Consider the following 20,816-nt stretch of genomic DNA (forward strand, 5'->3'; position numbering starts at 1 on the left):
GGAGGCTCTGGTGGCGTAAGGAATCCTGTTCCGTCAGCGGTCAGTTCATCGCTGAGTCAACCGCTGGCGGATACACCACTCAAAAGGACTTGACCCTTGCTTGGATTCTGTTGAATCTGAATTCCCGTTATTTCACCCGCAGTCGTTTCGATTATCACCATTCGGACCAGGTCGGTCGAGATTGCTCGAAGCACCGCACCTCCCAAAGCCTTTCGAACTGATACTTGAGGCATCCCATATTTTTCAATTACCCCGCGAAGGAATCGAGCCACACGATCTTTACCCACTATTGGATTGCGCGCCGCCTTGGACATTCCACCGGAATCAGTCCACAGCACGCATCCGGCGGAAAGTTGCTCCACTAGCGTCGAGAGCTCGCCCCGATTCAACGATGCCGTTAGTTTCTCAAGGACTTCCCGATCTGCGACTTTCACCGGATCAACTCCTCCGGCGACGTTTAAACGAACCCGAGAGCGGCGAAGACGTTGCCTCGTAGCTGCAGGTGTCACACCGACTATCTCACCGATTTCACCGTGCGTCAGGCCACCAACACCGGCAAGAACCACGATTACTCGGTCCACTGGATCCAAGGTGAGCAGCAAACGAAGAAAAGCTAAGTCCACTTCTTCACCCAGGATCGCTTCATCCTCCGCGGAGCTCACTCGCAGGTGGCCCGAAGTAGGTTCCTGCGCGACGACAGTTTCGGGCAACCATGGCCCAATATACTGTTCCCGCTGACGGGCAGCCGAGGTCGCACAATCCAGCGCCAATCGCGAAACTACAACAGTCAGCCATGCGGGGACGTCGCGAGGGGCTTCGGAAGACTGCTGTGCACGATTGAGTCTGAGCCAAGCCTCAGAAACTACGTCTTCCGCATCGTGCCAAGAGCCGAGAATTCTATAGGCGATCGAAAGTAGGCGTGGCCGTTCGGCGTGCCACTGCTCGGTCCCACTGCTCATTTTTCCGACAATACGCTCAGCCGATTCCAGGCATTGATCGCGACGACCTGGGAAATCAGCGCACCAGCAACTTTCTCTCCAAAACAGTCCACAACACGCTCCTGCAATTGGCGGTCATAGCCCTCGCTCAATTTCGTCCCCATACTGGCAAACTCGATAATCAGGTTTTCCGCCTCAGAAAACGTACCTTCGCCTGGCCTCCAATCACGAATAGAGTCCACCCACGACTGCGGTTTCCCATTCTCCAACGCTTCTTTACTGTGCATGTCGATACAATATTGACATCCGTTAATCATCGATGCGCGCAGTTGCACGAGTAGCCGCTGATCGCGGCTAATCCCGGTCCTCGCTGCGAGCTCTAATGCGCCCGTCGCCGCATATGTTCGTTTGTGAGTTTTCATCAGATCAATGTGCGCCATGTTCGGCACCTCCTCTTGTCCCCGGCGATCGGCCAAGGGGACTCTATTCGAAAGTCTTGACACTATAGTGACGAGACACAACCCTAATTTGTGACAAATTGCAGGTCAGTGGCCCAAAACACCATTGGTGATCATATTTTCTCAACACATTCCTGCTGTACTTTTTCTCACACGTCACCCCACGGAAGTCCGCTAAGAAACTCCGTAGGCTGGGGATTAACCCGCATCCACCGCTGGTTTTCACCTATACCAAATGGAGGGACTCGTATGTCCGAAGCACCAAAGGCACCAGAACAGGCAAAGGTTTACCCCGTACTCGAGGGCAAGACTGCGATCATCACGGGAGCGGCGATGGGCATGGGCGAGGCCACTGCCCATCTCTTTGGCCAAGCTGGCGCAAATATTGTCATCGCCGATTTTAATGAGGAAAAGGGACAACAAGTTGCAGACAATGTAGCTTCTGAAACTGGGGCCAAGACCTTGTTCGTCAAGGTTGACGTATCTGATTCTCAGATGGTTCAAGACTTGGTTGCGAAGACAGTTGAAGAATTCGGATCTCTTGACGTCGCCGTCAACAATGCGGCGATGACCCCCGACAATGGTTTAGCCTCCGAATTCGACGAGGAGTACTGGGACAAGCTCATGGCCGTGGACCTCAAGGGCACCGCGCTCTGCCAGAAGTACGAGCTGCAGCAGATGATCAAGCAGGGCACAGGTGGCTCGATCATTAATATTTCCTCTGTATCTGGTCACCGTCCACAGCCAAACAACATCGCATACGTCGCTGCGAAGCACGGCGTTGAAGGCCTGACCAAGGTCGCCGCAATGGAAAACGGCGCACACAATATCCGCGTTAATACCGTCGCACCCGGTGCGATCGACACCCCAATGCTGCGCGGCGCCATTGAGGAGTTCGGACTCGATGAGGTGTCCTACGCACCGCAGCTCTCCCTGCTCAACCGTTTTGGACAAGCACACGAGATTGCGCAGGCTTCCTTGTGGCTCGCGTCCGATGCGTCCAGCTACCTGACCGGCACAACGATTCACGCCGACGCAGGCTACGTTGGGCGTTAATTAAACTGTCAACCCGCCTAGGCCTTGCTTTCAGATTCTGGAAGTAAGGCCTTTGGCGTTTCGCGCCATATCCCATACCCGCCACTAGCTTTCCAACTACACTTAGTGCAAACGATATTCATTTCTATCTAGGGAGTTCCAATGGCAACCCCGAACCAAGCGTCCCATTGGGATGCCATCGTTGTCGGTGGCGGATCAGCAGGGTTAAGCGCAAGCCTTACCCTTGGTCGCGCACGGCGTAAAACCTTGGTTTTTGATACCGGCATGCCAAGAAACCGCTTCGCCTCGCACATGCACGCAGTCCTTGGAAACGAAGGAACCGATCCTCTCGAGCTTCTAGCGAAAGGCCGATCCGAATGCGAAAGGTATGGCATCGAATTCACGGCCCAAGAAGTAACTTCTGTGCGCGAGCTCCCCGAAACGCCCGACGGTGGCCCACTCCTCCTTGAGGTCGCAGCGAGTGACGGATCCACCCATCTCACCCGCGCACTCATCGGAGCATCAGGGCTTCGCGACGAGCTCCCGCCCGTCCCCGGCCTTTCCGAGCGGTGGGGCAAAACTGTCGCACACTGCCCCTACTGCCACGGCTTCGAGTTTGCCGATCAGCGTATTGGTGTGCTTGGATTCGGACCGGCAGGGCTGCACCACGCCGAAATGCTCCGTCAGTGGACCGATCAGCTCACTCTATTCAGCGGAGGAATGGGAGAACTCGACCTTGACCAGGTGCTGCGCCTCGAATCGTGCGGAATTCGCATCGAACCAGCCCCCGTGCACGCCTTGAAGGGCGACCCCGCGGGTCCGATTGAAGTGGAGCTAGCCACGGGAGAAACCCAGACCGTCGATGCTGCATTTACTTTTGGCCACCTGGTGCCCAACGATGGTTACCTTGAGCAGCTCTCGCTGGAGCGCACCGAGGTCCCGTTCGGAGGAAACTTCATCAAAGCTGACGCACAAGGACAAACGAGCAATTCCCGCATTTGGCTCGCGGGCAATGTTTGCCAACCAAGCGCGAACGTCCCCATGTCGATTGCCGTTGGAAATGTTGCGGCCGCAGCCTGCAATATGGCGTTGATTACCGAAGATTTCGACCTCGCCCTCAAGCAATAGCAACCTCTAGAAAGAAGAAAAGGCCTTCGCATTGCGCGAAGGCCTTTTCTTCTTAGTATTTTTAGTTCTCGCCGTGCTCGTCGTAGTGATCGCCGTGCTCAGCGTGGCGGTGTCCATCGTGGATGTAATCTACGTGGTCGCCGTGCTGGACAACCTCGTGGCCGCAGTTCTCGCCATGCTTGTGCTCTTCAACGGTGTGTTCTGCAGTGGTGTGGTCGCTCATGATGAACTCCTTAAATCAATTTTGTTTATGGGATTCTTCCCTCGAATGGGCAATTGCATCGTCGATCACGTGGGAAACGTGATGATCCGCCAGGCTGTACTCCACTTCATTGCCGTGCCGGCTTGTAGAAACCAGCCCAGCTTGACGCAGCGTTCGCAGGTGCTGTGACACTAGTGGCTGCGACATTCCTGTCTCCTCCACCAGGGCTCCGACGGCCCGAGGTTCCTGCCCGATTAAGTGCAGGAGCCTGAGCCTCGACTCATTGCCCAATACCTTGAACAACCGAGCCGCTTCACCCAAGTCCAGTGCATCGCTCATAGCTTCAACCATAACCCGAATATGAGAACATTGCAATACCGTTATATAGATTTATTTCATGAGGTTCGCGAAACAGGCACAAGGCGTAGCCTAAGGTAGCTCCCAAAACTCCCCAGTCAAACCCACCTCGTTTAGAATCTGCTGATTCTGCGCTGTCGAGTGGGGCGTGAAATCGTCGCGAAGCCTATCGCCGTACCACGGCACCGCAAGCTCCCACACCTGCTTGAGTGGTGCGATATAACCCTCGCCCGGCGCGTTCTCCGCAGTCCACGCTTCGGCATGCTCGGCGCTGCAGAAGGTACGGATGTTGGTGCAGGTATGCACTACCTCCGGCCACCACTGCGCCGCCGGACGTGGAAACCGCACGACATGCTCTGCAATTGGTGGTTGCGCGGGCCCGGCCGTGTAGTTCAGGTGGTTGCCGCACTGCGGGCAGGCGGTATCGATGCGCACATCGACTCCCACTGCGGCGCTCATGCCAAAGGAGTCCCACGCGCAGCCTCCCCACCAGCGCCGATCGTCGAAACCATCTTGTGGGGTGACCGTGAATGCCATGGGTGATGCCGAGAAGGGGTGCGACATGCGGATGGCATCGCCATCGGCGGCGAGCACCACGGCGTGTGCGTCGGCGAGTTCGCGGAGCACCTCATCCATTTCCTTGCGGGAGACCCCCTGAACGCGCGCGAGCTCACCCACCGAGGGCGCATCGCCACGCTCGGCGAAAGTCCTGTAAATATACTGTCTGGTTTGAACTGCTATCGGTGTCATGCCTCTACTTTGCCTTCGAGTACACGCAAAAATCTTGTACGTTTATGACATGAAGGAAATGGTGCAGGCGTGGGATCCAGCACTCCCCCATGTCCACGAGGTGCTGCGCGCCCGCTTCCAAGACCATTCCTACCCGGCCCATACCCATCACACGTGGACCTTGATGGAGGTAGGGCACGGTGCCGTCGCCTACGAGCTCGACCGCGCCAAACACCAGATCCCACCCCGCACGCTCGCGCTGCTCCCGCCTCATGTTCCGCACACCGGTCGTTCCGCGCGCGAGGGACGCGCCTACACAAAAACCGTGCTCTACCTGGACGAAGAATGGCTCCCTGAGAAGTCGATCGGGATGAGCGTGGACCAACCGCTGCTCCACGGACCCGAGGCACTCGGAACCTTCCACCGCCTCACCGCTGCGATCACACACCCCGGCGACAGTCTCGTCGCGGAGGAGTCGTTATACTCGCTCCACGAGCAGTTGCTCACCCACCTGCGGGGTGCACCGTCGCCCGCACCGCCCGACGCTTCCCTGGCGCGGCGTTTCCGCTCGCTTCTCGACGATCACCTGCCCCACACCCCGACCCTGCAAGAAGCAGCGGACCTCCTGCAGACCCACCCGAGCCACCTCTCGCGCTCTTTTTCACAAACATTTGGGATAAGTCCGCACCGCTACGTCATTGGCGAGCGCGTCGAGATCGCCCGGAAACTTCTACTTGCCGGGGTACCTGTGACTGAGGTCGCGGAGTTTTCTGGCTTCTACGACCAGGCCCATCTCACTCGGCATTTTCGCCAGGTCTTGGGAACGACTCCGGGGCGGTTTGTGTCAAAATAGCTGCTCGATGAGAAGTCCCGCGCCCATTACGATCATTACCGCGCCCGAGAGGTAGGAGACGATCCGTGCGGCCCGCGGACGCGTCCGCAGAACAACCCTAGCTCCGTAGGCGACTGCCAGATAGACCACCGTGACGTTCACCATGTGAATCAAGCCAATGGCAAACATTTGCAGGCCAACAGGCAGGTACTGATTCGGGTCGACGAACTGCGGCAGGAGAACTAGGATCAGCAAGTAAAGCTTCGGATTCAGCCCGCTGACGCCTAATCCTTTGAGATACTGCTTTCTCACAGAATCGGTGGCAATTGCCTCACCCTGCACGATCTCGGGAGGGTTGTGAAACATCCCGATCCCCAACCACACCAGGTACAAGGCTCCCACCACGGTCAGAACCGCAAGCACCCAGGGCTGATTCGACACAATCACGCCGACACCCGCGGAGACCACCACGACGGCTAGGAAATGCCCGCTCAACAAACCCAGCACCGCCGGCAGCGGCGACTTATTTTTCAGCGCCGAGGCCATTGCATAGGCCCAATCCGCGCCCGGGGTCAGGCACAAAAGGATAGACACGCCCCAAAACCCCAGGGCCAAACCCAGATCCACTGTCTTTTCACTTTCTCACTCAAGGCCACCCCAGTAGGTGACTGAGCAAGAATAGGACAGATCGCGGTGGATATTTTCTCTATTTTCACCACTTCGTGCGGTATCGGTGCAATAATTTCCCATATGGACCGGGTAGACAAGAAAATTCTTTCGCTGCTGCAAAACGACGCACGCATGACGATCACCGCGCTCGCCGACGCAGCACACGTCAGCGTCTCCGCCTGCCACCGTCGACTCAAAGAACTCGAACGCAGTGGCGTGATCGAGGGCTACACCGCCAAGCTCAGCCCGGCCGCGGTCGGCCTCGGGTTCCAGGCCATCGTGTTCCTCACCATGCGCAGCGGCGATGCCGGCATCCTCAAAGATTTCGAGGCCGCCATCTCCGCGATCCCGGAAGTCACGGACGCCGATCGCCTCTTCGGCGACCCCGACTTCCTCGTGCGCGTGAGCACCACAGACCTCCCCGCTTTCCAAAAGCTTTACGACGAATCGCTCACCACACTCCCGGGTGTGCTGAAACTGACCACGACTCTGATCATGAAGTCGGTTGTGGAATCACGGCCGGCGCCGTTCTGATACCCTAGGGGGTATGTCAAAATGTTTTGTTTCAGTCGACCGATTTATTCCTGCAGATCCTCAGAAAATTTTTGATCTCGTTGCAACGCCTGCCGAGCATGCCCGTATCGACGGGTCTGGCACCGTGCAGACCTCGAACGTGGAAGGCCCGGACAAGCTCTCCCTTGGAGACGCTTTCTCGGTGGACATGAAAATGGGCAAGAGCTACCGCATGACCAATACCGTGGTGGAACACGAGGAAGGACGCCTCATCGCCTGGAAGCCAGGCGGGGATTATGTCTGGCGCTATCGTTTCAAACCGGTCGAGGGCGGCACCATCGTCACCGAAGAATGGGATGCGAGAAGCTCCAAGCGCTGCCCGATCATGAGGTTGCTCGGCTTCCCTCGTCGAAACCTGCGCGGCATTACGCAAACCCTTGAACGGATTCACGCGATCTCCGCGTCGAACTAGTTCTTGAGAATCTCAAGCGCTCAAGGTAGTTATTAATAAGGTAATTCACTCTCGAGCTCCGAGGCTCCGTCATCTAGGTAGCTTCCATCTTCGAGTGCAGGATTACAGTAAGACGGATCTGGTACGTGCCAATCAGTCCCCTGACAGACATAGGGATTCTCGGCGAGCTGCTGATCTCGCAATGCTTGGCACTCCGGATGTGGGCCGTAGGAACCGTCGCTGAACCGAGCGTTCTCAGTCCATGCCCCGCCACCATAAATGCACTCGACAAAGACTGGTTCAGGCACCGGTTCCCTATAGTCGGGATTTAGCGTGGCACCGCATCCAGTTACCGGATTGACGTACCGAGGCCACTGGTCGGGCGTACCGGAGTAGCACACCTCGCCGTACTCTTCACCAGGATTGAATCGGGTGGTCGTAGCAACCGCCTCTGGGACAGCAGCGGGCCCGGAAACTTCGGGTACAGCTTGTGGCTCCTCGGTAGGTGTCACCGTCTCAGTCGAGCTTTCCGTAGTGGTCGGAGTCTCCTTTGAGGTTGTTGCCTTCGTCGAGGTGCTACTGGTTGTTGTCTCCGAAGTCTGAGTCGGTTCCCCTCCATTACCACTCGCACATCCGCTCAAGACGAGCATCAAGGATCCGACCAAAGCAGCAATCGTGCGACGAGCATTCAAGACGTGACATTCCCTTCGGACGGGCCGCCAAGAAGCAGCCAGTTAGTTTCCAGAGAAGCTACTTTAATCTGCCGCGCCCCTGGAGGGGCAGATTTTGGCAAAGCTGCTTCGCCGGAACAGCTAGTTAGTAAGCCTTTCCACCGATGCCATATCTTGAATCGGCGAAAATGTAGTTGGGTACATGATCTTATTCTCCATGCTGACCAGCATCGGGCGAATCTGCTGAATGCATTCCTGCCATCGTTCGTTGGCATTGAGTTCCGCTCGGCGAGACTTTCGGGTTTCAAGATCGTCGAAAGCCCACATGTGCGTGACCTCGTTTTGAATGCCCAACTCGGTCACGAAATAACCGAGAAACCCTCCTAGAATCTCTTTCTGGATCGGCAGCCCGACCTCCTCGTAGATCTTCAGGTATTCGCCGATGTTTTGACCAGGGTGAAGAACGTATCGTCGTTGTTCGACCAGCATTTCTCTTTCATCCTTTGTTCAATCATGTTTGAGTTCAATGACCATGGGCCCCAAGCACAGTCGTGCTGGGGCCTAAGGTCTGAAGGTAATTAGACAGTTGCAGGAGTGCGCTCCGAAGCGTCCAAGTAAGTGAGTTCGCGTGCGCGAATGATGTTGGAAACCGCCTCGTTCACCGGCGTCGGGATTCCGAGCTTGCGGCCTTCGTCGACAACTGCACCGTTGATGGAGTCCACCTCGCAGCGGCGCTTGAGGTTCGCATCGAGGAGCATGGAAGGCTTCGCGTTTGGAATCTTCGATCCAAGACCGCGAACGTGCTCGATGGGATCGCCGACGTCCAGCGTGATACCCTTCGCCTTCGCAATGGCAATCGCTTCCTCGGAGCAGCTTCTAGCAACCCACCATGCGGTGTCGTTGTCCATGACCTGGCCAATCGTCAACCCTGTTGCGCAGGTCGTACCGGAAAATGCGACGTTCATGATGAACTTTTCCCATACCATCTGGTCGGTGTCGGAGAAGGTTTTCACCTCGAAGCCCGAAGAGCGCCAGATTTCTGCGGACCGCTCGATTTCCTCATCGGAAAGCGTGCCGTACGAGCCGAAGCGGATCATTTCCATTCCATTGTGGTGGGCCACACCGGGCCCGGGAACGGAGGCACCGAACCCTCCGACAACCCCGATGGCAAGCCGGTCGCCGCCGATAATATTGGCCACGCGATCTGGCGCTCCCAGTCCATTCTGGATCGTCTGAACCACGGTGTGTTCGCCGATCAGCGGGAGCGCTGATTCTGCCGCGGACTCAACATCAAAGGACTTGGTAGCAATGATCAGCAGATCTGGTTGGGGCAGGTCGCGGACCTCGGTATCGAACGAGGCCAACCGTACCGTTCGATCGCCACTCGCGCCGGTCACTCGCAGCCCGTTTTCCTGGACCGCCTGGACGTGATCTTCCCACTTACAAACGCCGTGAACCTCGTGTCCCGCGTCCTGCATAAGTCCTGCGTAGACGGAGCCCATTGCTCCCGATCCGATGATTACTACAGTTGCCATTGTTCTTCTCGCTTCTTAGTTCTAGAGGTTGTGGAGGCAGTTTGCCTCATGTGACGCTAGCTTTCATGGTTCGAAGAGGTCTGCAGGTCCAAGGCAGCTCCCGTCCTGCAGACCGCCTTCGTCGATACGCGTTAAACGACGCTGACCGACTTTGCGAGGCGCTCGATCACTGCGGAGGTCACCTCTTGGGTATTGCGATCGCCGCCGAGGTCCCGGGTGGCAATGCCTTCGCTGAGCACGGCCTTCGTGGCTTCGGTGACGTCGGTTGCGGCGCGGAGCAGGCGCTCGTCGTTATGCTGCTGGCCCAGCCATTCGAGCATCATCGCGACGCTCAGGATGGTCGCGACTGGGTTGGCAACGCCCTGGCCGGCGATGTCGGGCGCGGTTCCGTGACAAGGCTGGAACACGCCGTGCTCGAGGCTGACGTCGCCGGAAGGCGCGACACCCAATCCGCCAACGACGCCGGCCGCAATCTCAGAAGTGATATCGCCGAAGACGTTCTCGGTGACCACGACATCGAAGCGCTCGGGGTTGGTGACCAGCATCATGGAACCTGAGTCGATGTACTGGCACTCATTCTGGAGCTCCGGGTACTCGAGCGCGATCTCCTTGAACACCTTGCGCATAAATGCGTTACTACGCAGGACGTTGGCCTTGTCCAGGAGGGTCACCTTGCCTGGGGTGCCATGGGTTTCCTTGCGGGTCGCGGCGAGGTCGAACGCGAGACGGAAGAGCTTCTCACTGGTCGCGCGGGTGATGGTGAGTCGGTCACTGGATTCCTCATCGCTTGGGATCATCGGATCCAGGCGTCCGGCGAAGAGGCCCTCCGTGGTTTCGCGAATGACAACCATGTCAATGTCGGTGGAGCGCACGTTGGTCGGCACTTCCGGGTAAAGGCGCGCAGGGCGCAGACTGGCGAACAGGCCGTAGTACTCGCGCATCTCAATCTGCGGGTTGATCTCGGTGCCATCCGGATGTCGAATCACCGGATCGCCCATTGCACCGAGCAGCATCGCGTCGGCTTCGCCGACCTTATCCATGTCTTCTGGAGTAATGGAATGCCCGGTCTTTTCGTAGTGCTTGGCACCAGCATCGAAGTATTCGGTCTCGATGCCGATTCCATTGTTTTCTGCAACGTGGTTGAGGACCTGGATAGAGGCATCGATGACCTCCGGGCCGATTCCATCGCCTGGCAGGACTGCAATTTTGTAGGAAGCCTTAGACATGATTTTCCTTCTTTCTATGTGTGAATGTTCGGGTTAGACCGGGTTAGACCGGGTTAGATGAAGATGCTGAGTACGAGTACCCATACGAGGCCCATGACGGAGGCAACAGAGACTCCGAAGGTGCAGGCTTTGAGTGCGCCGCGGGTGGTAAGGCCGAAGAGACTCTGCATCATCCAGAACGTGTTCGAGGTGAAGTGGATGACGAACATGCTGCCGGCGCCGGCCGCGAGTGCCACGAGAACTGGTGCTACGCCAAGTGAGGCGGCCACAGGAGCAAGGATTCCCGCTGCGGTGATGGCCGAGGTAGTCACGGATCCGACCGCGATGTGCAGAACCGCCGCCAGCAACCAGACCATCAGGAGCGGGGCAAACGATCCTGGCGAGAGGTAGTTGAGAAGGATATCTCCGACTCCGATTGCTTGCACGACTGCGGCAAGGCAGCCACCGACGCCGGTGAGAACCAGGATTTCACCCGAATTCTTGAAGCCCTTTTTAACCACGGTGCTGGTAGTTTTGGCGCTCGCCTTCATCGTGACAAGTGAGCACAGGCCGACCAGGGCGATCAACAGCGCGATTGTTGGATCACTGAACAGTTCAATGAACGGCGATTCGAGACCAAACACACCCGCACACGAGCCACCGATGATCAGGAACAGCGCTACCAGCATTGGCGCGAAAGACACCAGGAAGTGCGGCTGTTTTTCCTTTTCTAATTCAATGTCTGTATCGACGTAGGTGTCAGCGTCCGACGCTTCCATGACGGCGCTTGGGACCGACTTCACTGGTTCGCTCTCTTCAGTCAGAGTGACGACACTGTGGGTAGACGAGGACTCCGAGCCATCGCTGATGTAAGGCTGGGGCCCAGGGGTTGGGCGCGGGCCATTGCTTGCGGATACTCCGCCGCCGCCACGCAGTTCCTCTTCGCGCTCCTTAGCCTTGTTGGCCTTTTCAGCCAGCTTGGCTTCATCGAGGTCAGGCTTCCAGAAACCCAGCTTGAACAGCATCGTCATAATGAAGATCGAGCTGATGATAGTTGCTGCAGCCACTGGGATGCCGGCCAGAATGAACGTTCCCACTGGGACACCGAGGAGTCCCGACAAGGCCAGCGCTGCGACGCCTGGAATCGACATTGTCAATCCGACCTCCACACCGATCATGATCGATGTCGCCATTCGGGCGAGGCCATGTTTGCCAAGACTCGGAGCTACCTGACGTGCAATTGGGGCGGTGATGACCAGGCAGACATCGACGAAAATCGATGAAAGCACTGTGCCAATCGTTGTTCCGAACGCGTATGGCATAAGCCGCTTGCCAAACGTTTTGAGCAAAAATGCTCCAAGCAGTTGGATCGCTCCGAGATACGTGAGCAGTGCGCCGCTCAAGATTCCGAAGACGATCAACAGTCCGATCTCCGCCATGAGATCGCCGAATCCAAGTAAGACTGTCTGCACTGCATCAGCTGGGGCCAACCCATTGACAAGTGCGAGGGCGATAGAAACTCCGACCAGCGCGATCACTGGATCGACTTTGAGTTTCAAGATGAGCCCGACAATTACCAAGATGGCGATAATAGACGACGAGATGACCCATAGATCACTCATTTCCTCACCCATCCTCCGATCCTGAGAATCCCAGGAATTGTATGTTGTACGACACTTTATCTCCGTGTTAGTGAGTGCCATCACATCATTCTGGCATACCAGTTGGAATGCCACAATAGGGTGGGTGAAATTAGCTCTCCTTTTCGCTATTTTTCTCGCTTGCTTTTTAGGTTGGCTGGAAGGTCAGATTGCTCGGTGACAGGCTGTCCAAAATGGGCACCAACGTGCTAATTCCCCGCTCGCGGTGAGCATGGAGAAGCTCAGTAGCTTCGTCTGCTTTCCCTGAAGAAATTAACTCGAAGATTTTTCGGTGATCCTCGTTTGAGCGCTCTGGGCGAGGCCTCAAACGGACGGTTTGGAGCCGCGCACGATGCGCATGTTCCATGACGGACGAGGCCAAGCGGACTAGCTGAGGATTGCCGGCGCGTTCCAGGAGCAAACGGTGGAAAGCATCATCCGCATTTGCCCACCCCACGAGGTCATCGTTGGCCAAGGCATCCTCGCAGTCCTGCACCGCCTGCTTTATACCCGTGAGGTCGCGCTCCGAATTGGACGCCAAGCGGAAAACTGCGGCACCTTCCAGCGCAGAGAGCGCCTCATAGATGTCTTTCATCCTGGACGCGTCGATGACTGAGACCTTTACGCCCGACCGCGGCTCAATGGTTACCCACTCGTCGCGCCTCAAACGGTCAAGCGCCTGGTGCACAGGAGTCCTACTCATTTCCAGCTTTGCTGCGATCTGATGCTCAGAAAACGACGTTCCTGGGGCGAGGGACCCTTCAATGATCCCCTTCTTAATCTGTTCATACGCGCGTCCAACATTGGTTTTTGCGCCATTTGCTGATGAAGACACGTGGAAGCTCCTACTTCAAGATGAAAACCACACTGGTTGCCCTCACACTACTTCAACCATGGAGATGTAAACCTCTAATCCAAAGATTCTCGGCTCTCCGCAGGTGCCTTTCGCGCCCTAAGAAACCGCAGCAACGTCTTTCACCGCACCGTCAGCCACTTCAATCACGCGGGGAGGCGCCTCTCCAATCCCGATCAGCGAGCGGTCGTGAGTGACGAACACGCAGGCCACGTCCGAATCAGCCACGATCGCCGAAAGCAGCTCCACGATGTCGCGGGAACGCTCAGCATCAAGGGCGGCGGTGGGCTCGTCGGCAAGCAATAGCTTCGGTTCGCCCATGAGCGCTCGCGCGATGCCAACGCGCTGGCGCTGGCCGCCGGAGAGCTGCTGCATGCGACGGTCGCCGAGTCCAGCGAGGCCGACGCGGGCGAGGATCTCGTTGGCACGGTCCCGGCGCGCGCGCAGCTTGGCGCCGCGCAGGCCGCGGACGTGGTCGGTGACAAGGAGCTGCTCGGCGACGTTGAGCGAACTGATCAGGTTGGCCTGCTGGAAGATGAAGCCGATGGACTGCAGGCGTGCGGCCGCGGTGTCTTTCATTGCGGTGAGCTCCTGGTCCGCGACGGTGACCGTACCGGAATCGGGCCTGGTCAGGCCTGCCGCGACGGAGAGCAGCGTGGACTTTCCGGAGCCAGATTCGCCGACCAAGTAGGTCATCTCGCCGGCGTGAGCGTTCAGGCTAACGCGGTCGAGCGCGGTGATGCGGGAAGTGCCGTCGGGGAAGGCGACGGTAACGTCGTTGAGGCTGAGGATGGACATGTTAGGCAACTCCTCCGAGTGCGTAGTGGGGATCGATCTTAGAGATGGAACGGGTGGCAAACGCCGCGCCGATCATGCCGAGCACCCAGATGCCCAGCGCCGGCACAAGCGTGGTGGCAAGGGTGAGGGAGAACGGGACGACTCCCGAGGCGAGCGCGCCGAAGCCGACTGCGAGCAGCGTGCCGACGATGACGCCTGCCGCGAGGATGACCGCGGCCTGGCCAAGCGCGTCCTTCAGCAGATAGCGGGTCGGCGCGCCGATGGCCTTGAGGATGGACAGGTCGCGGGTGCGCTGGATGGTCCAGACGGTGAGGAACGCGACCGTGACCAGCGCCGAGATGACGTAGAGGAAGCCCTGCATCATCTGCAGCGAGCCCTGCTCCGAGGAGTACGCGGGCAGAGCGTTGAAGGACTCCTTCAAGGTCAGCGCGTCGTCGGAGGCCTGGTCGCTGATCATCACGGTGCCCACGGCGTCGGTGTGCGCGGTGGCCTGCCAGGTATCGGTAGGCACCCAGAGCACCAGGGAGTGGGAGTAGTAGAGGTCCTCGGTGTTCTCTCCGACCGCGATGGTTGCGGGGCCGACGGTCACGTCTTCGCCGACCGCGAGACCTAGGGAAGAGCTGGCAACGGCGTCGTCGTGAAGCGTGGTGCCATCGGGCAGTACCGTGCCTTTGGGCAGGCCGAGCACTCCGACGGATTCTTGGCTGCCGTCGGCGCGCTCGAGGAGCGTTTGTGTCGCGCCGAGCGGAATGCCCGGGGTGGTTTCGGCGTCGGCCTGCTCGATGCGCGAGGTGCTAAACGAGGGGTCCGACATGTCGGAAAAGAACACCGACTGTGGGCTCAGCGCCTCGAGCGCCGAGGTGTTTTGCTTTCCCAGACCGGCCGTAAGTCCTGTGAGCATGACGATGAGAAGAGTGATCAAGCCGACGACGGTGGCGATCAACCCGAAGCGACCTTTGGCATTGATGATGTCTCTAATTCCAACGAACATGTGCTTCATTGTGTCCGCGAGCAGGGCTGTTCCACATCGCGCAAGGGGTGGAAAGAAAAATCAACCGATCGGTTGAGCCTGAATCAGCCGTGTGGTTACTAGGTTTAAGAGATGTGACCACTACCCCTCGTATCCTGCTGTTTCTGCGCATCGGCCTCCACGTGCTCGTGGCGCTACTGTTGGTGATTGGCATCGTCGGCGAGTGGGGCAACGCTCCCGCGGTTGCTCTTGCTGTGGTGTTCGCACTCGTCTACGTGGCGGGTACCGTCTGGCATAACCGCGGGCGGGAATTCTCCCGCGGAGTAGGGTGGGCGTGGCTGGCGCTGGTGTGTGCGCTGTGGGTGGGCATGACGCTGCTCGCCCCGACGTTTGTATGGCTGCTCTTTCCGCTGGTCTTTCTCATTTTGTACCTGGTTCCGCTGCCACTGGGCCCCGTGCTGGCTGTGGTCGCCTGGGCTGTCGCTGTGGCCGTGACTGGGCCTGCGTATGGCGTAGGCGGTTTCGTTGGGCCTGCCATTGGCACGGTTTTGGCCATTGTTATCTATTACTCCTACGAGGCGCTGAAGCGCGACGCCGAGCACTACCGCGCACTCGCCGCAACGCTGGCCGATACCCGCGAGGAGCTCGCGGCCACCCAACACGAGGCGGGAGTGCTTGAGGAGCGCACGCGCTTATCCCGCGAGATCCACGACACCCTGGCACAAGGTTTCAGCTCCATTGTGTTGCTCACGCGTGCGGCGTCGAAGTCGCTTCGCATAGATCCGCAGTCCACGGCCGAGACGTTGCAGGTGGTGGAAGCAACCGCCAAGGATAATCTCAACCAGGCCCGCCAACTTGTCACCGGGGAGGTTCCCGCGAGTCAAAGCCTAGAGCAGCGCGTCGCTGAGCTCGCACGCCAGGCCGAGGCTCGCCAGCGCGCACTGGGCCAGAAGTTTTCGGCGCAGTGCACGGTTGCGCAGGGCATCGATGGGCCCGCAGCCGACATCGTCGAGCGAGTCGTGCGCGAGGGTTTGAGCAATGTGGTGCGCCACTCCCATGCCAGCCAGGCGGTGGTGACGATTGAGCAGGTCGGCGATGAAATCACCGTGGATGTCTTCGATAACGGCCACGGTATTTCCGCCGAGCCGGGCTACGGCCTGCGAGGTGTGCGCGCACGGGTCGAAGAGGCCGGCGGCGAGTTGGCTGTGGAATCGTCGTCAAGCGGGACCGTGCTTGCGGCACGACTGAAAGGAAACGTCCATGATTAAAGTGATGCTTATCGACGACCACCCCGTGGTCCGCGCGGGACTGCGCAGCATCCTGGACAGCTTCGAGGATGTCAGCGTGGTTGCCGAGGGCGCGGACGGTCGCGTCATAGATGGCATACCCGCAGGAATCGACGTGGTGATCACCGATATTCAAATGCCCAACGTCGACGGCATTGCGGTGACGCGGAAGCTTCGCGAGGCGGGCGGGCCGCCAGTATTAGTGCTGACCACTTACGACACCCAGGCCGACATCGTCGCAGCTATTGAGGCCGGCGCGATGGGTTACCTGCTCAAAGACGCGCCCGAGGAGGAGCTGCACCGCGCCGTGGTGGCTACTGCGCAGCGCCGTCGTACGCTTTCGCCGGAGGTCGCAGGTGTTCTGGCCGAGCGCACGATGCGACCCGACCAAGCCTTAAGCGCCCGCGAGATCGAAATCTTGCAGGCGCTACAGACGGGTAAGTCCAACCGCGAGATCGCGGCCTCATTGTTTATTTCCGCGGCGACGGTGAAGACGCATCTGGTGCATATTTACACCAAGCTTGGTGTGGACAATCGCACCTCCGCGGTCGAGGAGGCGAGGGCGCGGCGGTTGCTGCACTAGCTCGGGCTAGGACTTCTGGCTTAGGAGTTATCGATGACCGCCGGGAACATCTCGGTGTCAACCAGTGCTGGGTCTGGGCCGCCACGCAGGCCGGTGTCCAGCGCATCGATTGCTGCGAGATCTTGATCTGTGAGTTCAAAGTCAAACACGTCGAAGTTTTCCTTGATGCGCTCGGGACGCACGGACTTTGGAATGGCCGAGCGGCCCTGCTGCAGATGCCAGCGAAGCACGACCTGAGCTGCGGTCTTGCCATACTTTTCGGCGATCTCAGTTACCACAGTATCGAGCAGTACATTCTTCTGCTCGGCTGGGTCGTCGCTGGAGTACACGTTGACGCCACCAATCGGCGACCACGCCTGGGTAACAATGCCGTGTTCCTTGTCGTATGCCTCAAGTTGCTTCTGCGTGAAATAAGGGTGCAGCTCCACCTGGTTCACCGCGGGCACGATATCGGTGCGTGCTGCGAGTGCGTCGAGGTCCTGCGGGCTGGAGTTGCACATGCCGATAGCACGGGCACGGCCATCCTTGAGGATCTGCTCGACGGCCTTCCAGGAGCCTACGGTCTTTTCGAAATCCTTCGGCATTGGCCAGTGCATCAGGTACAGGTCAACGTAGTCGGTGCCCAGGCGGCGCAGGCTGGCATCGAACCCGACCATGGTCTCGTCGTAGCCGTAGTCGCTAATCCACAGCTTTGTGGTCAGGAAAGTATCCTTCCGCTCTACGCCGGAGCGTCGCATACCCTCGCCGACTTCGCGTTCATTGCCATAAGCCGCTGCGGTATCGATGAGGCGGTAGCCGGTTTCCAACGCGGTCTGGACCGAGGTGATCGTGTCCTGCGGGCTGGACTGGTACACGCCGAAGCCAAGTGCTGGCATTTCTACGCCGTTATTCAGGGTGAGGTTGGGGTTGGTATTCATGATTAATTCTCCTTGATAGATTCGAGTTGTTCACGGACCGTGGATGGTTCGCGCTTCAGCGGAAGGGTGTCTGGGTCGAGCGCCGCGTCATAGGCGCCGGGATGATCGGGGGTCAGTTGAGCGAAGTCTGGTGTAAGGTCCGCCTGCTCTTCACCTTGTTCGGCGACGAGCTCCAAGGTTTTGCCGGCGGCTTCGGGAATGGTCAGTGCATCGACGAGCACGCGCGCGATTTCGTCGCGGGCGATTACTCCGTCGCTGGAGTTGCCTGCCCGGCGCGTGTCGCCCTGCAGGAATACAATGTGGCGCTCATCAGGGGCGTTGTAGTCGAACCAGCCTGGTCGCACGATGGTGTAGGGGTTGCCGCTGACGCGCACGAGGCGCTCGGAGCGGCGCTTCCAATCGTGTGCTTGGGTCGATCGATTGTGGGGCCCGTCGTGCACAGTGACACCGATGGAGGTCATCAAAGAGATCCGCACGGTGCGGCCTTTCAATGCAGTCAGTGCCGAATGCACCAGCCCATAGTCGATTTCTTCAGCTGCACCCGTGGCTCCGTGCGAACCGTGCGTGAACACGATCGCGTCGATTCCGTCGACAACCTGTTCAATAGCTGCGGGATCGTTTCCGTCGCCGACGACCAATTCGGCAGCTGCCGGAAGCATACTTTCGCCACGGCGCTGATCGCGGACAAGCGCGCGAGTGTCGTGCCCCGCCGCAATCGCCTGGCTTACTACGTGGCGACCAATACTTCCGGTCGCGCCAATCACTAACACCTTCATAATGATCTTTCTCCTGATTTCTGTGCATGCCTTGATACAAGTCCCTGTGCAGGAATCCAACGGAGCGATGGAACCCATCGGCTAAGTGGATACTAGATATCCACTAACCACACTCTAACACAAAATGGATATAGTTCATCCACTTGTGGGCTAAGCTACAAACATGGCAGATGAAAAGTTGCGCAAGGACGCCGAATTAAACCGCCAACGTCTCCTCACGGCAGGCCGAGAAGTGTTCGCCTCTCGGGGTCTCGATGCAACTCTCAACGATGTCGCCCACCACGCCGGGGTCGGCGTGGGCACCGCTTATCGGCGGTTCTCCAACAAGGAAGAACTCATCGAGGCGATCTTCGAGCAGCAGGTCGACGAGTTGGAAAATATCCTCCACGATGCCCTCGCCGCTCCAGATGCGTGGGAGGGGCTCGTTGATTACTTTGAGCGCTCCATCGCCGTTCAGGTCAACGACCGAGGTTTGGCCCAGGTCCTTTCAGGCCGCTGGATGCCCAAGGAGCGCAGCGATTGGAGTCGCGACAAGCTGGCACCCCTAGTCAACCAACTCGTCGAGCGCGCCCAGGAGCAGGGAAAGGTGCGCGCCGACGTGGTCGGGACCGACCTGATTTTCGCAGAGATTGGAATTATTGCCATCTCGGAGGCAGCCCACGACAACTCAACCTCAACGGAGAAAACCCCGGAGGAGCAGGTCTATCGTCGTCACTTGTGGCTCTACCTCGACAGCCTGCGCTCCGATCGCTCCCGCGAACTCGTCCTCCCTGCCCCCGCCTTGAGCACCGAGGAAACTCACCGCCGCTTGACCGACTCATAAGTTCCCGCCGAGAGTTGCAATTACCTATCATGGAAACCGTGAGCCATTATCCAGTTATCATCATCGGCGCAGGTCAAGCGGGCCTGGCCACGGCATACTACTTGCGCAAGCAGGGCATTGAGCCATTGCTTCTCGACGATCAGCCCGGCCCCGGCGGCGCGTGGCAGCAATACTGGGAGTCGCTGACGCTCTTTTCCACTGCCGGATTTTCCAATCTTCCGGGAATGCCGATGCCACCCTACGATGGCTTCCCGCCGCGCGATCATGTGGTGGATTACTTCACCAAGTACGAGAAGCGCTACGAGTTCAATATTCGTCGCCCGATGCACGTGCACTCCGTCGAACATGACGGTTCCCTGTTTACCATCACCGCTGGTCCAGTGGACGATTCTCACGGCGAGACGGAAGTGTTCACCGCCGACAATGTGGTTACCGCCACTGGTATTTGGTCCTCGCCTTTTGTCCCTTCGTACCCTGGGACCATCACGGGCCAGTTCTGGCACTCGGCCAACTACCCCGGCAAGGACACTTTCCGCGGTACCAAGGTTGCCGTGGTGGGTGGTGGCAACTCTGGCGCGCAGATTGCGGCCGAACTCACGGAGGTCGCCGATGTTGTGTGGCTTACTCGCCATGAACCTCGCTGGATGCCCGACGAGATCGACGGTTCCGACCTGTTCAAGCGCAACCGCGAGCGCTTCCTTGCAGTCTCGCGCGGCGAGGCCGACCCAGGTGGAGTGGACAACCTCGGCGACATCGTCATGGTGCCCGAGGTGTTAAAGGCGCGAGACTCCGGCAAGCTGAAGGCGACACCGATGGTGGAAAACTTGGACGAGTTGGACGTGAATCACTTGATTTGGTGCACTGGTTTTCGCCCCGCCTGGAAGGTTGTGCGCAAGCTGGTCGACTTGGAAACTGGAACCCCCAAGGTCGACGGCCTCTATCTGGTGGGGTTCTCCGAGGCCAATGGGCCCGGCGCGGACACGATCATGGGTGTCGCGCCTTTTGCGAAGCAGACAGCCGCCGACATCGCGGAGCGAGTCAACGCGAGTTAACTGCTAATCCACCACCGTGGTCAGCAAAAAGACCGAATGCTCCAGCGCGGTCACGGTGCGACGTTCATGATCGGGCACGAAAAACTCGCCTTCTTGAACTTTCGTGTCCCCCACTGAAATCTCGCCCATGAGCAACAGGATGGATTCACACTTCGGCGCTTCGTGCTCCGAAGTTTCCACACCTTTGGCCAGTGCTATCGCCGTGTGGCGCAGCACCCCCTCGTTGATGACTACTTTGGCTGCTCTACCGTGTGGATGGTTGATGGCTTTGGCAAGAAGGTCGCGGGCTTTTGCGTCGAGATTTTCCATGCCCTCACTCTACTTCGATGTGAGCTGCAACACACGATCTTTTTCCCATTCGACGGAAACCAGTTAATGGTCGTACCGTTAGGCCC

General features: G+C 58.5%; 26 protein-coding genes. 10 read left to right on the forward strand and 16 right to left on the reverse strand.

Translation table 11 applies throughout. From position 1 onward, the window contains the following. Positions 1 to 56: 56 nt before the first annotated feature. Both A37O_RS0107220 and A37O_RS0107225 read right to left on the reverse strand, forming a co-directional pair. Positions 57 to 959: a sigma-70 family RNA polymerase sigma factor gene (locus A37O_RS0107220; RefSeq protein ID WP_018296834.1), complete on the reverse strand. Its 903-nt coding sequence runs from the start codon at positions 957 to 959 to the stop codon at positions 57 to 59. Next, complete coding sequence (locus A37O_RS0107225) at positions 956 to 1,378, reverse strand: carboxymuconolactone decarboxylase family protein (protein ID WP_018296835.1); 423 nt, start codon at positions 1,376 to 1,378, stop codon at positions 956 to 958. Before A37O_RS0107225 ends, A37O_RS0107220 begins: the two co-directional genes overlap by 4 nt. Before the next feature lie 267 nt (positions 1,379 to 1,645). Here A37O_RS0107225 and A37O_RS0107230 point away from each other — a divergent pair, with 267 nt between their 5' ends. Then, a complete protein-coding gene (locus A37O_RS0107230) occupies positions 1,646 to 2,452 on the forward strand; it encodes an SDR family NAD(P)-dependent oxidoreductase (RefSeq protein ID WP_018296836.1) in 807 nt (268 codons plus the stop codon). Between the two features lie 141 nt (positions 2,453 to 2,593). After that, positions 2,594 to 3,559 (forward strand): NAD(P)/FAD-dependent oxidoreductase, encoded by a 966-nt coding sequence (locus A37O_RS0107235; protein WP_018296837.1) that lies wholly within the window; start codon positions 2,594 to 2,596, stop codon positions 3,557 to 3,559. A gap of 61 nt (positions 3,560 to 3,620) precedes the next feature. On the opposite strand, the gene A37O_RS14905 is transcribed toward A37O_RS0107235, so the two are convergent. The 3 genes from A37O_RS14905 to A37O_RS0107250 form a co-directional block, all read right to left on the reverse strand. Further along, positions 3,621 to 3,782 (reverse strand): hypothetical protein, encoded by a 162-nt coding sequence (locus A37O_RS14905; protein ID WP_018296838.1) that lies wholly within the window; start codon positions 3,780 to 3,782, stop codon positions 3,621 to 3,623. Between the two features lie 15 nt (positions 3,783 to 3,797). Continuing rightward, on the reverse strand, positions 3,798 to 4,100 hold the full coding sequence (locus A37O_RS0107245; RefSeq protein ID WP_018296839.1) for an ArsR/SmtB family transcription factor: 303 nt from the start codon (positions 4,098 to 4,100) through the stop codon (positions 3,798 to 3,800). A 90-nt stretch (positions 4,101 to 4,190) separates the two neighbouring features. Next, positions 4,191 to 4,868 (reverse strand): alkylmercury lyase family protein, encoded by a 678-nt coding sequence (locus A37O_RS0107250; RefSeq protein WP_033377890.1) that lies wholly within the window; start codon positions 4,866 to 4,868, stop codon positions 4,191 to 4,193. A gap of 49 nt (positions 4,869 to 4,917) precedes the next feature. Between A37O_RS0107250 and A37O_RS0107255 the strand changes: the two genes are divergently transcribed. Then, complete coding sequence (locus A37O_RS0107255; protein WP_026196226.1) at positions 4,918 to 5,700, forward strand: helix-turn-helix transcriptional regulator; 783 nt, start codon at positions 4,918 to 4,920, stop codon at positions 5,698 to 5,700. Here the strand turns inward: A37O_RS0107255 and A37O_RS0107260 are convergent. Then, the gene (locus A37O_RS0107260) at positions 5,692 to 6,273 is read right to left on the reverse strand and encodes a LysE family translocator (protein WP_245533811.1); all 582 of its coding nucleotides are present in this window, start codon (positions 6,271 to 6,273) and stop codon (positions 5,692 to 5,694) included. The genes A37O_RS0107255 and A37O_RS0107260 overlap by 9 nt on opposite strands. A 156-nt stretch (positions 6,274 to 6,429) precedes the next feature. Here A37O_RS0107260 and A37O_RS0107265 point away from each other — a divergent pair, with 156 nt between their 5' ends. The 3 genes from A37O_RS0107265 to A37O_RS16460 all read left to right on the forward strand — a co-directional run bounded on the left by A37O_RS0107265 (position 6,430) and on the right by A37O_RS16460 (position 7,915). Next, the gene (locus A37O_RS0107265) at positions 6,430 to 6,882 is read left to right on the forward strand and encodes an Lrp/AsnC family transcriptional regulator (protein WP_026196227.1); all 453 of its coding nucleotides are present in this window, start codon (positions 6,430 to 6,432) and stop codon (positions 6,880 to 6,882) included. 13 nt (positions 6,883 to 6,895) lie between these two features. Beyond that, positions 6,896 to 7,333 (forward strand): SRPBCC family protein, encoded by a 438-nt coding sequence (locus A37O_RS0107270; RefSeq protein WP_018296844.1) that lies wholly within the window; start codon positions 6,896 to 6,898, stop codon positions 7,331 to 7,333. A 411-nt stretch (positions 7,334 to 7,744) separates the two neighbouring features. Further along, complete coding sequence (locus A37O_RS16460) at positions 7,745 to 7,915, forward strand: hypothetical protein (RefSeq protein WP_018296845.1); 171 nt, start codon at positions 7,745 to 7,747, stop codon at positions 7,913 to 7,915. Between the two features lie 209 nt (positions 7,916 to 8,124). Here A37O_RS16460 and A37O_RS0107280 read toward each other — a convergent pair whose 3' ends face one another. From A37O_RS0107280 to A37O_RS0107310, 7 genes are all read right to left on the reverse strand, one after another. Next, a complete protein-coding gene (locus tag A37O_RS0107280; RefSeq protein WP_018296846.1) occupies positions 8,125 to 8,472 on the reverse strand; it encodes an NIPSNAP family protein in 348 nt (115 codons plus the stop codon). An 89-nt stretch (positions 8,473 to 8,561) separates the two neighbouring features. After that, entirely contained in the window at positions 8,562 to 9,518 is a 957-nt protein-coding gene (locus A37O_RS0107285; RefSeq protein ID WP_018296847.1) for a ketopantoate reductase family protein, read from the reverse strand. 131 nt (positions 9,519 to 9,649) lie between these two features. After that, positions 9,650 to 10,744, reverse strand: a complete 1,095-nt coding sequence (locus A37O_RS0107290) for an isocitrate/isopropylmalate dehydrogenase family protein (RefSeq protein WP_018296848.1) — start codon at positions 10,742 to 10,744, stop codon at positions 9,650 to 9,652. A gap of 53 nt (positions 10,745 to 10,797) precedes the next feature. Continuing rightward, positions 10,798 to 12,345: a GntP family permease gene (locus tag A37O_RS0107295; protein WP_026196228.1), complete on the reverse strand. Its 1,548-nt coding sequence runs from the start codon at positions 12,343 to 12,345 to the stop codon at positions 10,798 to 10,800. Between the two features lie 166 nt (positions 12,346 to 12,511). Beyond that, entirely contained in the window at positions 12,512 to 13,198 is a 687-nt protein-coding gene (locus tag A37O_RS14910; RefSeq protein WP_018296850.1) for a GntR family transcriptional regulator, read from the reverse strand. A 117-nt stretch (positions 13,199 to 13,315) separates the two neighbouring features. Continuing rightward, entirely contained in the window at positions 13,316 to 14,014 is a 699-nt protein-coding gene (locus A37O_RS0107305) for an ABC transporter ATP-binding protein (RefSeq protein WP_018296851.1), read from the reverse strand. Between the two features lies 1 nt (position 14,015). Then, on the reverse strand, positions 14,016 to 15,005 hold the full coding sequence (locus A37O_RS0107310; RefSeq protein ID WP_018296852.1) for an ABC transporter permease: 990 nt from the start codon (positions 15,003 to 15,005) through the stop codon (positions 14,016 to 14,018). Positions 15,006 to 15,118: 113 nt separating this feature from the next. Between A37O_RS0107310 and A37O_RS0107315 the strand changes: the two genes are divergently transcribed. Next, positions 15,119 to 16,252 (forward strand): sensor histidine kinase, encoded by a 1,134-nt coding sequence (locus A37O_RS0107315; protein WP_018296853.1) that lies wholly within the window; start codon positions 15,119 to 15,121, stop codon positions 16,250 to 16,252. Beyond that, on the forward strand, positions 16,245 to 16,853 hold the full coding sequence (locus A37O_RS0107320) for a response regulator transcription factor (protein ID WP_018296854.1): 609 nt from the start codon (positions 16,245 to 16,247) through the stop codon (positions 16,851 to 16,853). The genes A37O_RS0107315 and A37O_RS0107320 overlap by 8 nt, the downstream gene beginning before the upstream one ends. A 20-nt stretch (positions 16,854 to 16,873) precedes the next feature. On the opposite strand, the gene A37O_RS0107325 is transcribed toward A37O_RS0107320, so the two are convergent. After that, positions 16,874 to 17,770, reverse strand: coding sequence for an aldo/keto reductase (locus A37O_RS0107325; RefSeq protein ID WP_018296855.1), 897 nt, complete (start codon positions 17,768 to 17,770; stop codon positions 16,874 to 16,876). A gap of 2 nt (positions 17,771 to 17,772) precedes the next feature. Then, positions 17,773 to 18,546, reverse strand: a complete 774-nt coding sequence (locus A37O_RS0107330; RefSeq protein ID WP_018296856.1) for an SDR family oxidoreductase — start codon at positions 18,544 to 18,546, stop codon at positions 17,773 to 17,775. A 163-nt stretch (positions 18,547 to 18,709) separates the two neighbouring features. On the opposite strand from A37O_RS0107330, the gene A37O_RS0107335 reads away from it, so the two are divergent. Together A37O_RS0107335 and A37O_RS0107340 are read left to right on the forward strand one after the other, a co-directional pair. Further along, on the forward strand, positions 18,710 to 19,369 hold the full coding sequence (locus A37O_RS0107335) for a TetR/AcrR family transcriptional regulator (protein WP_018296857.1): 660 nt from the start codon (positions 18,710 to 18,712) through the stop codon (positions 19,367 to 19,369). 29 nt (positions 19,370 to 19,398) lie between these two features. Beyond that, positions 19,399 to 20,421: an FAD-dependent oxidoreductase gene (locus A37O_RS0107340; RefSeq protein ID WP_033377892.1), complete on the forward strand. Its 1,023-nt coding sequence runs from the start codon at positions 19,399 to 19,401 to the stop codon at positions 20,419 to 20,421. A gap of 3 nt (positions 20,422 to 20,424) precedes the next feature. Here the strand turns inward: A37O_RS0107340 and A37O_RS0107345 are convergent, their stop codons facing one another. Then, positions 20,425 to 20,730, reverse strand: a complete 306-nt coding sequence (locus A37O_RS0107345) for a cupin domain-containing protein (RefSeq protein WP_018296859.1) — start codon at positions 20,728 to 20,730, stop codon at positions 20,425 to 20,427. Positions 20,731 to 20,816 lie beyond the last annotated feature (86 nt).

The organism is Corynebacterium lubricantis DSM 45231, from assembly GCF_000379425.1.
GTDB lineage: Bacteria > Actinomycetota > Actinomycetes > Mycobacteriales > Mycobacteriaceae > Corynebacterium > Corynebacterium lubricantis.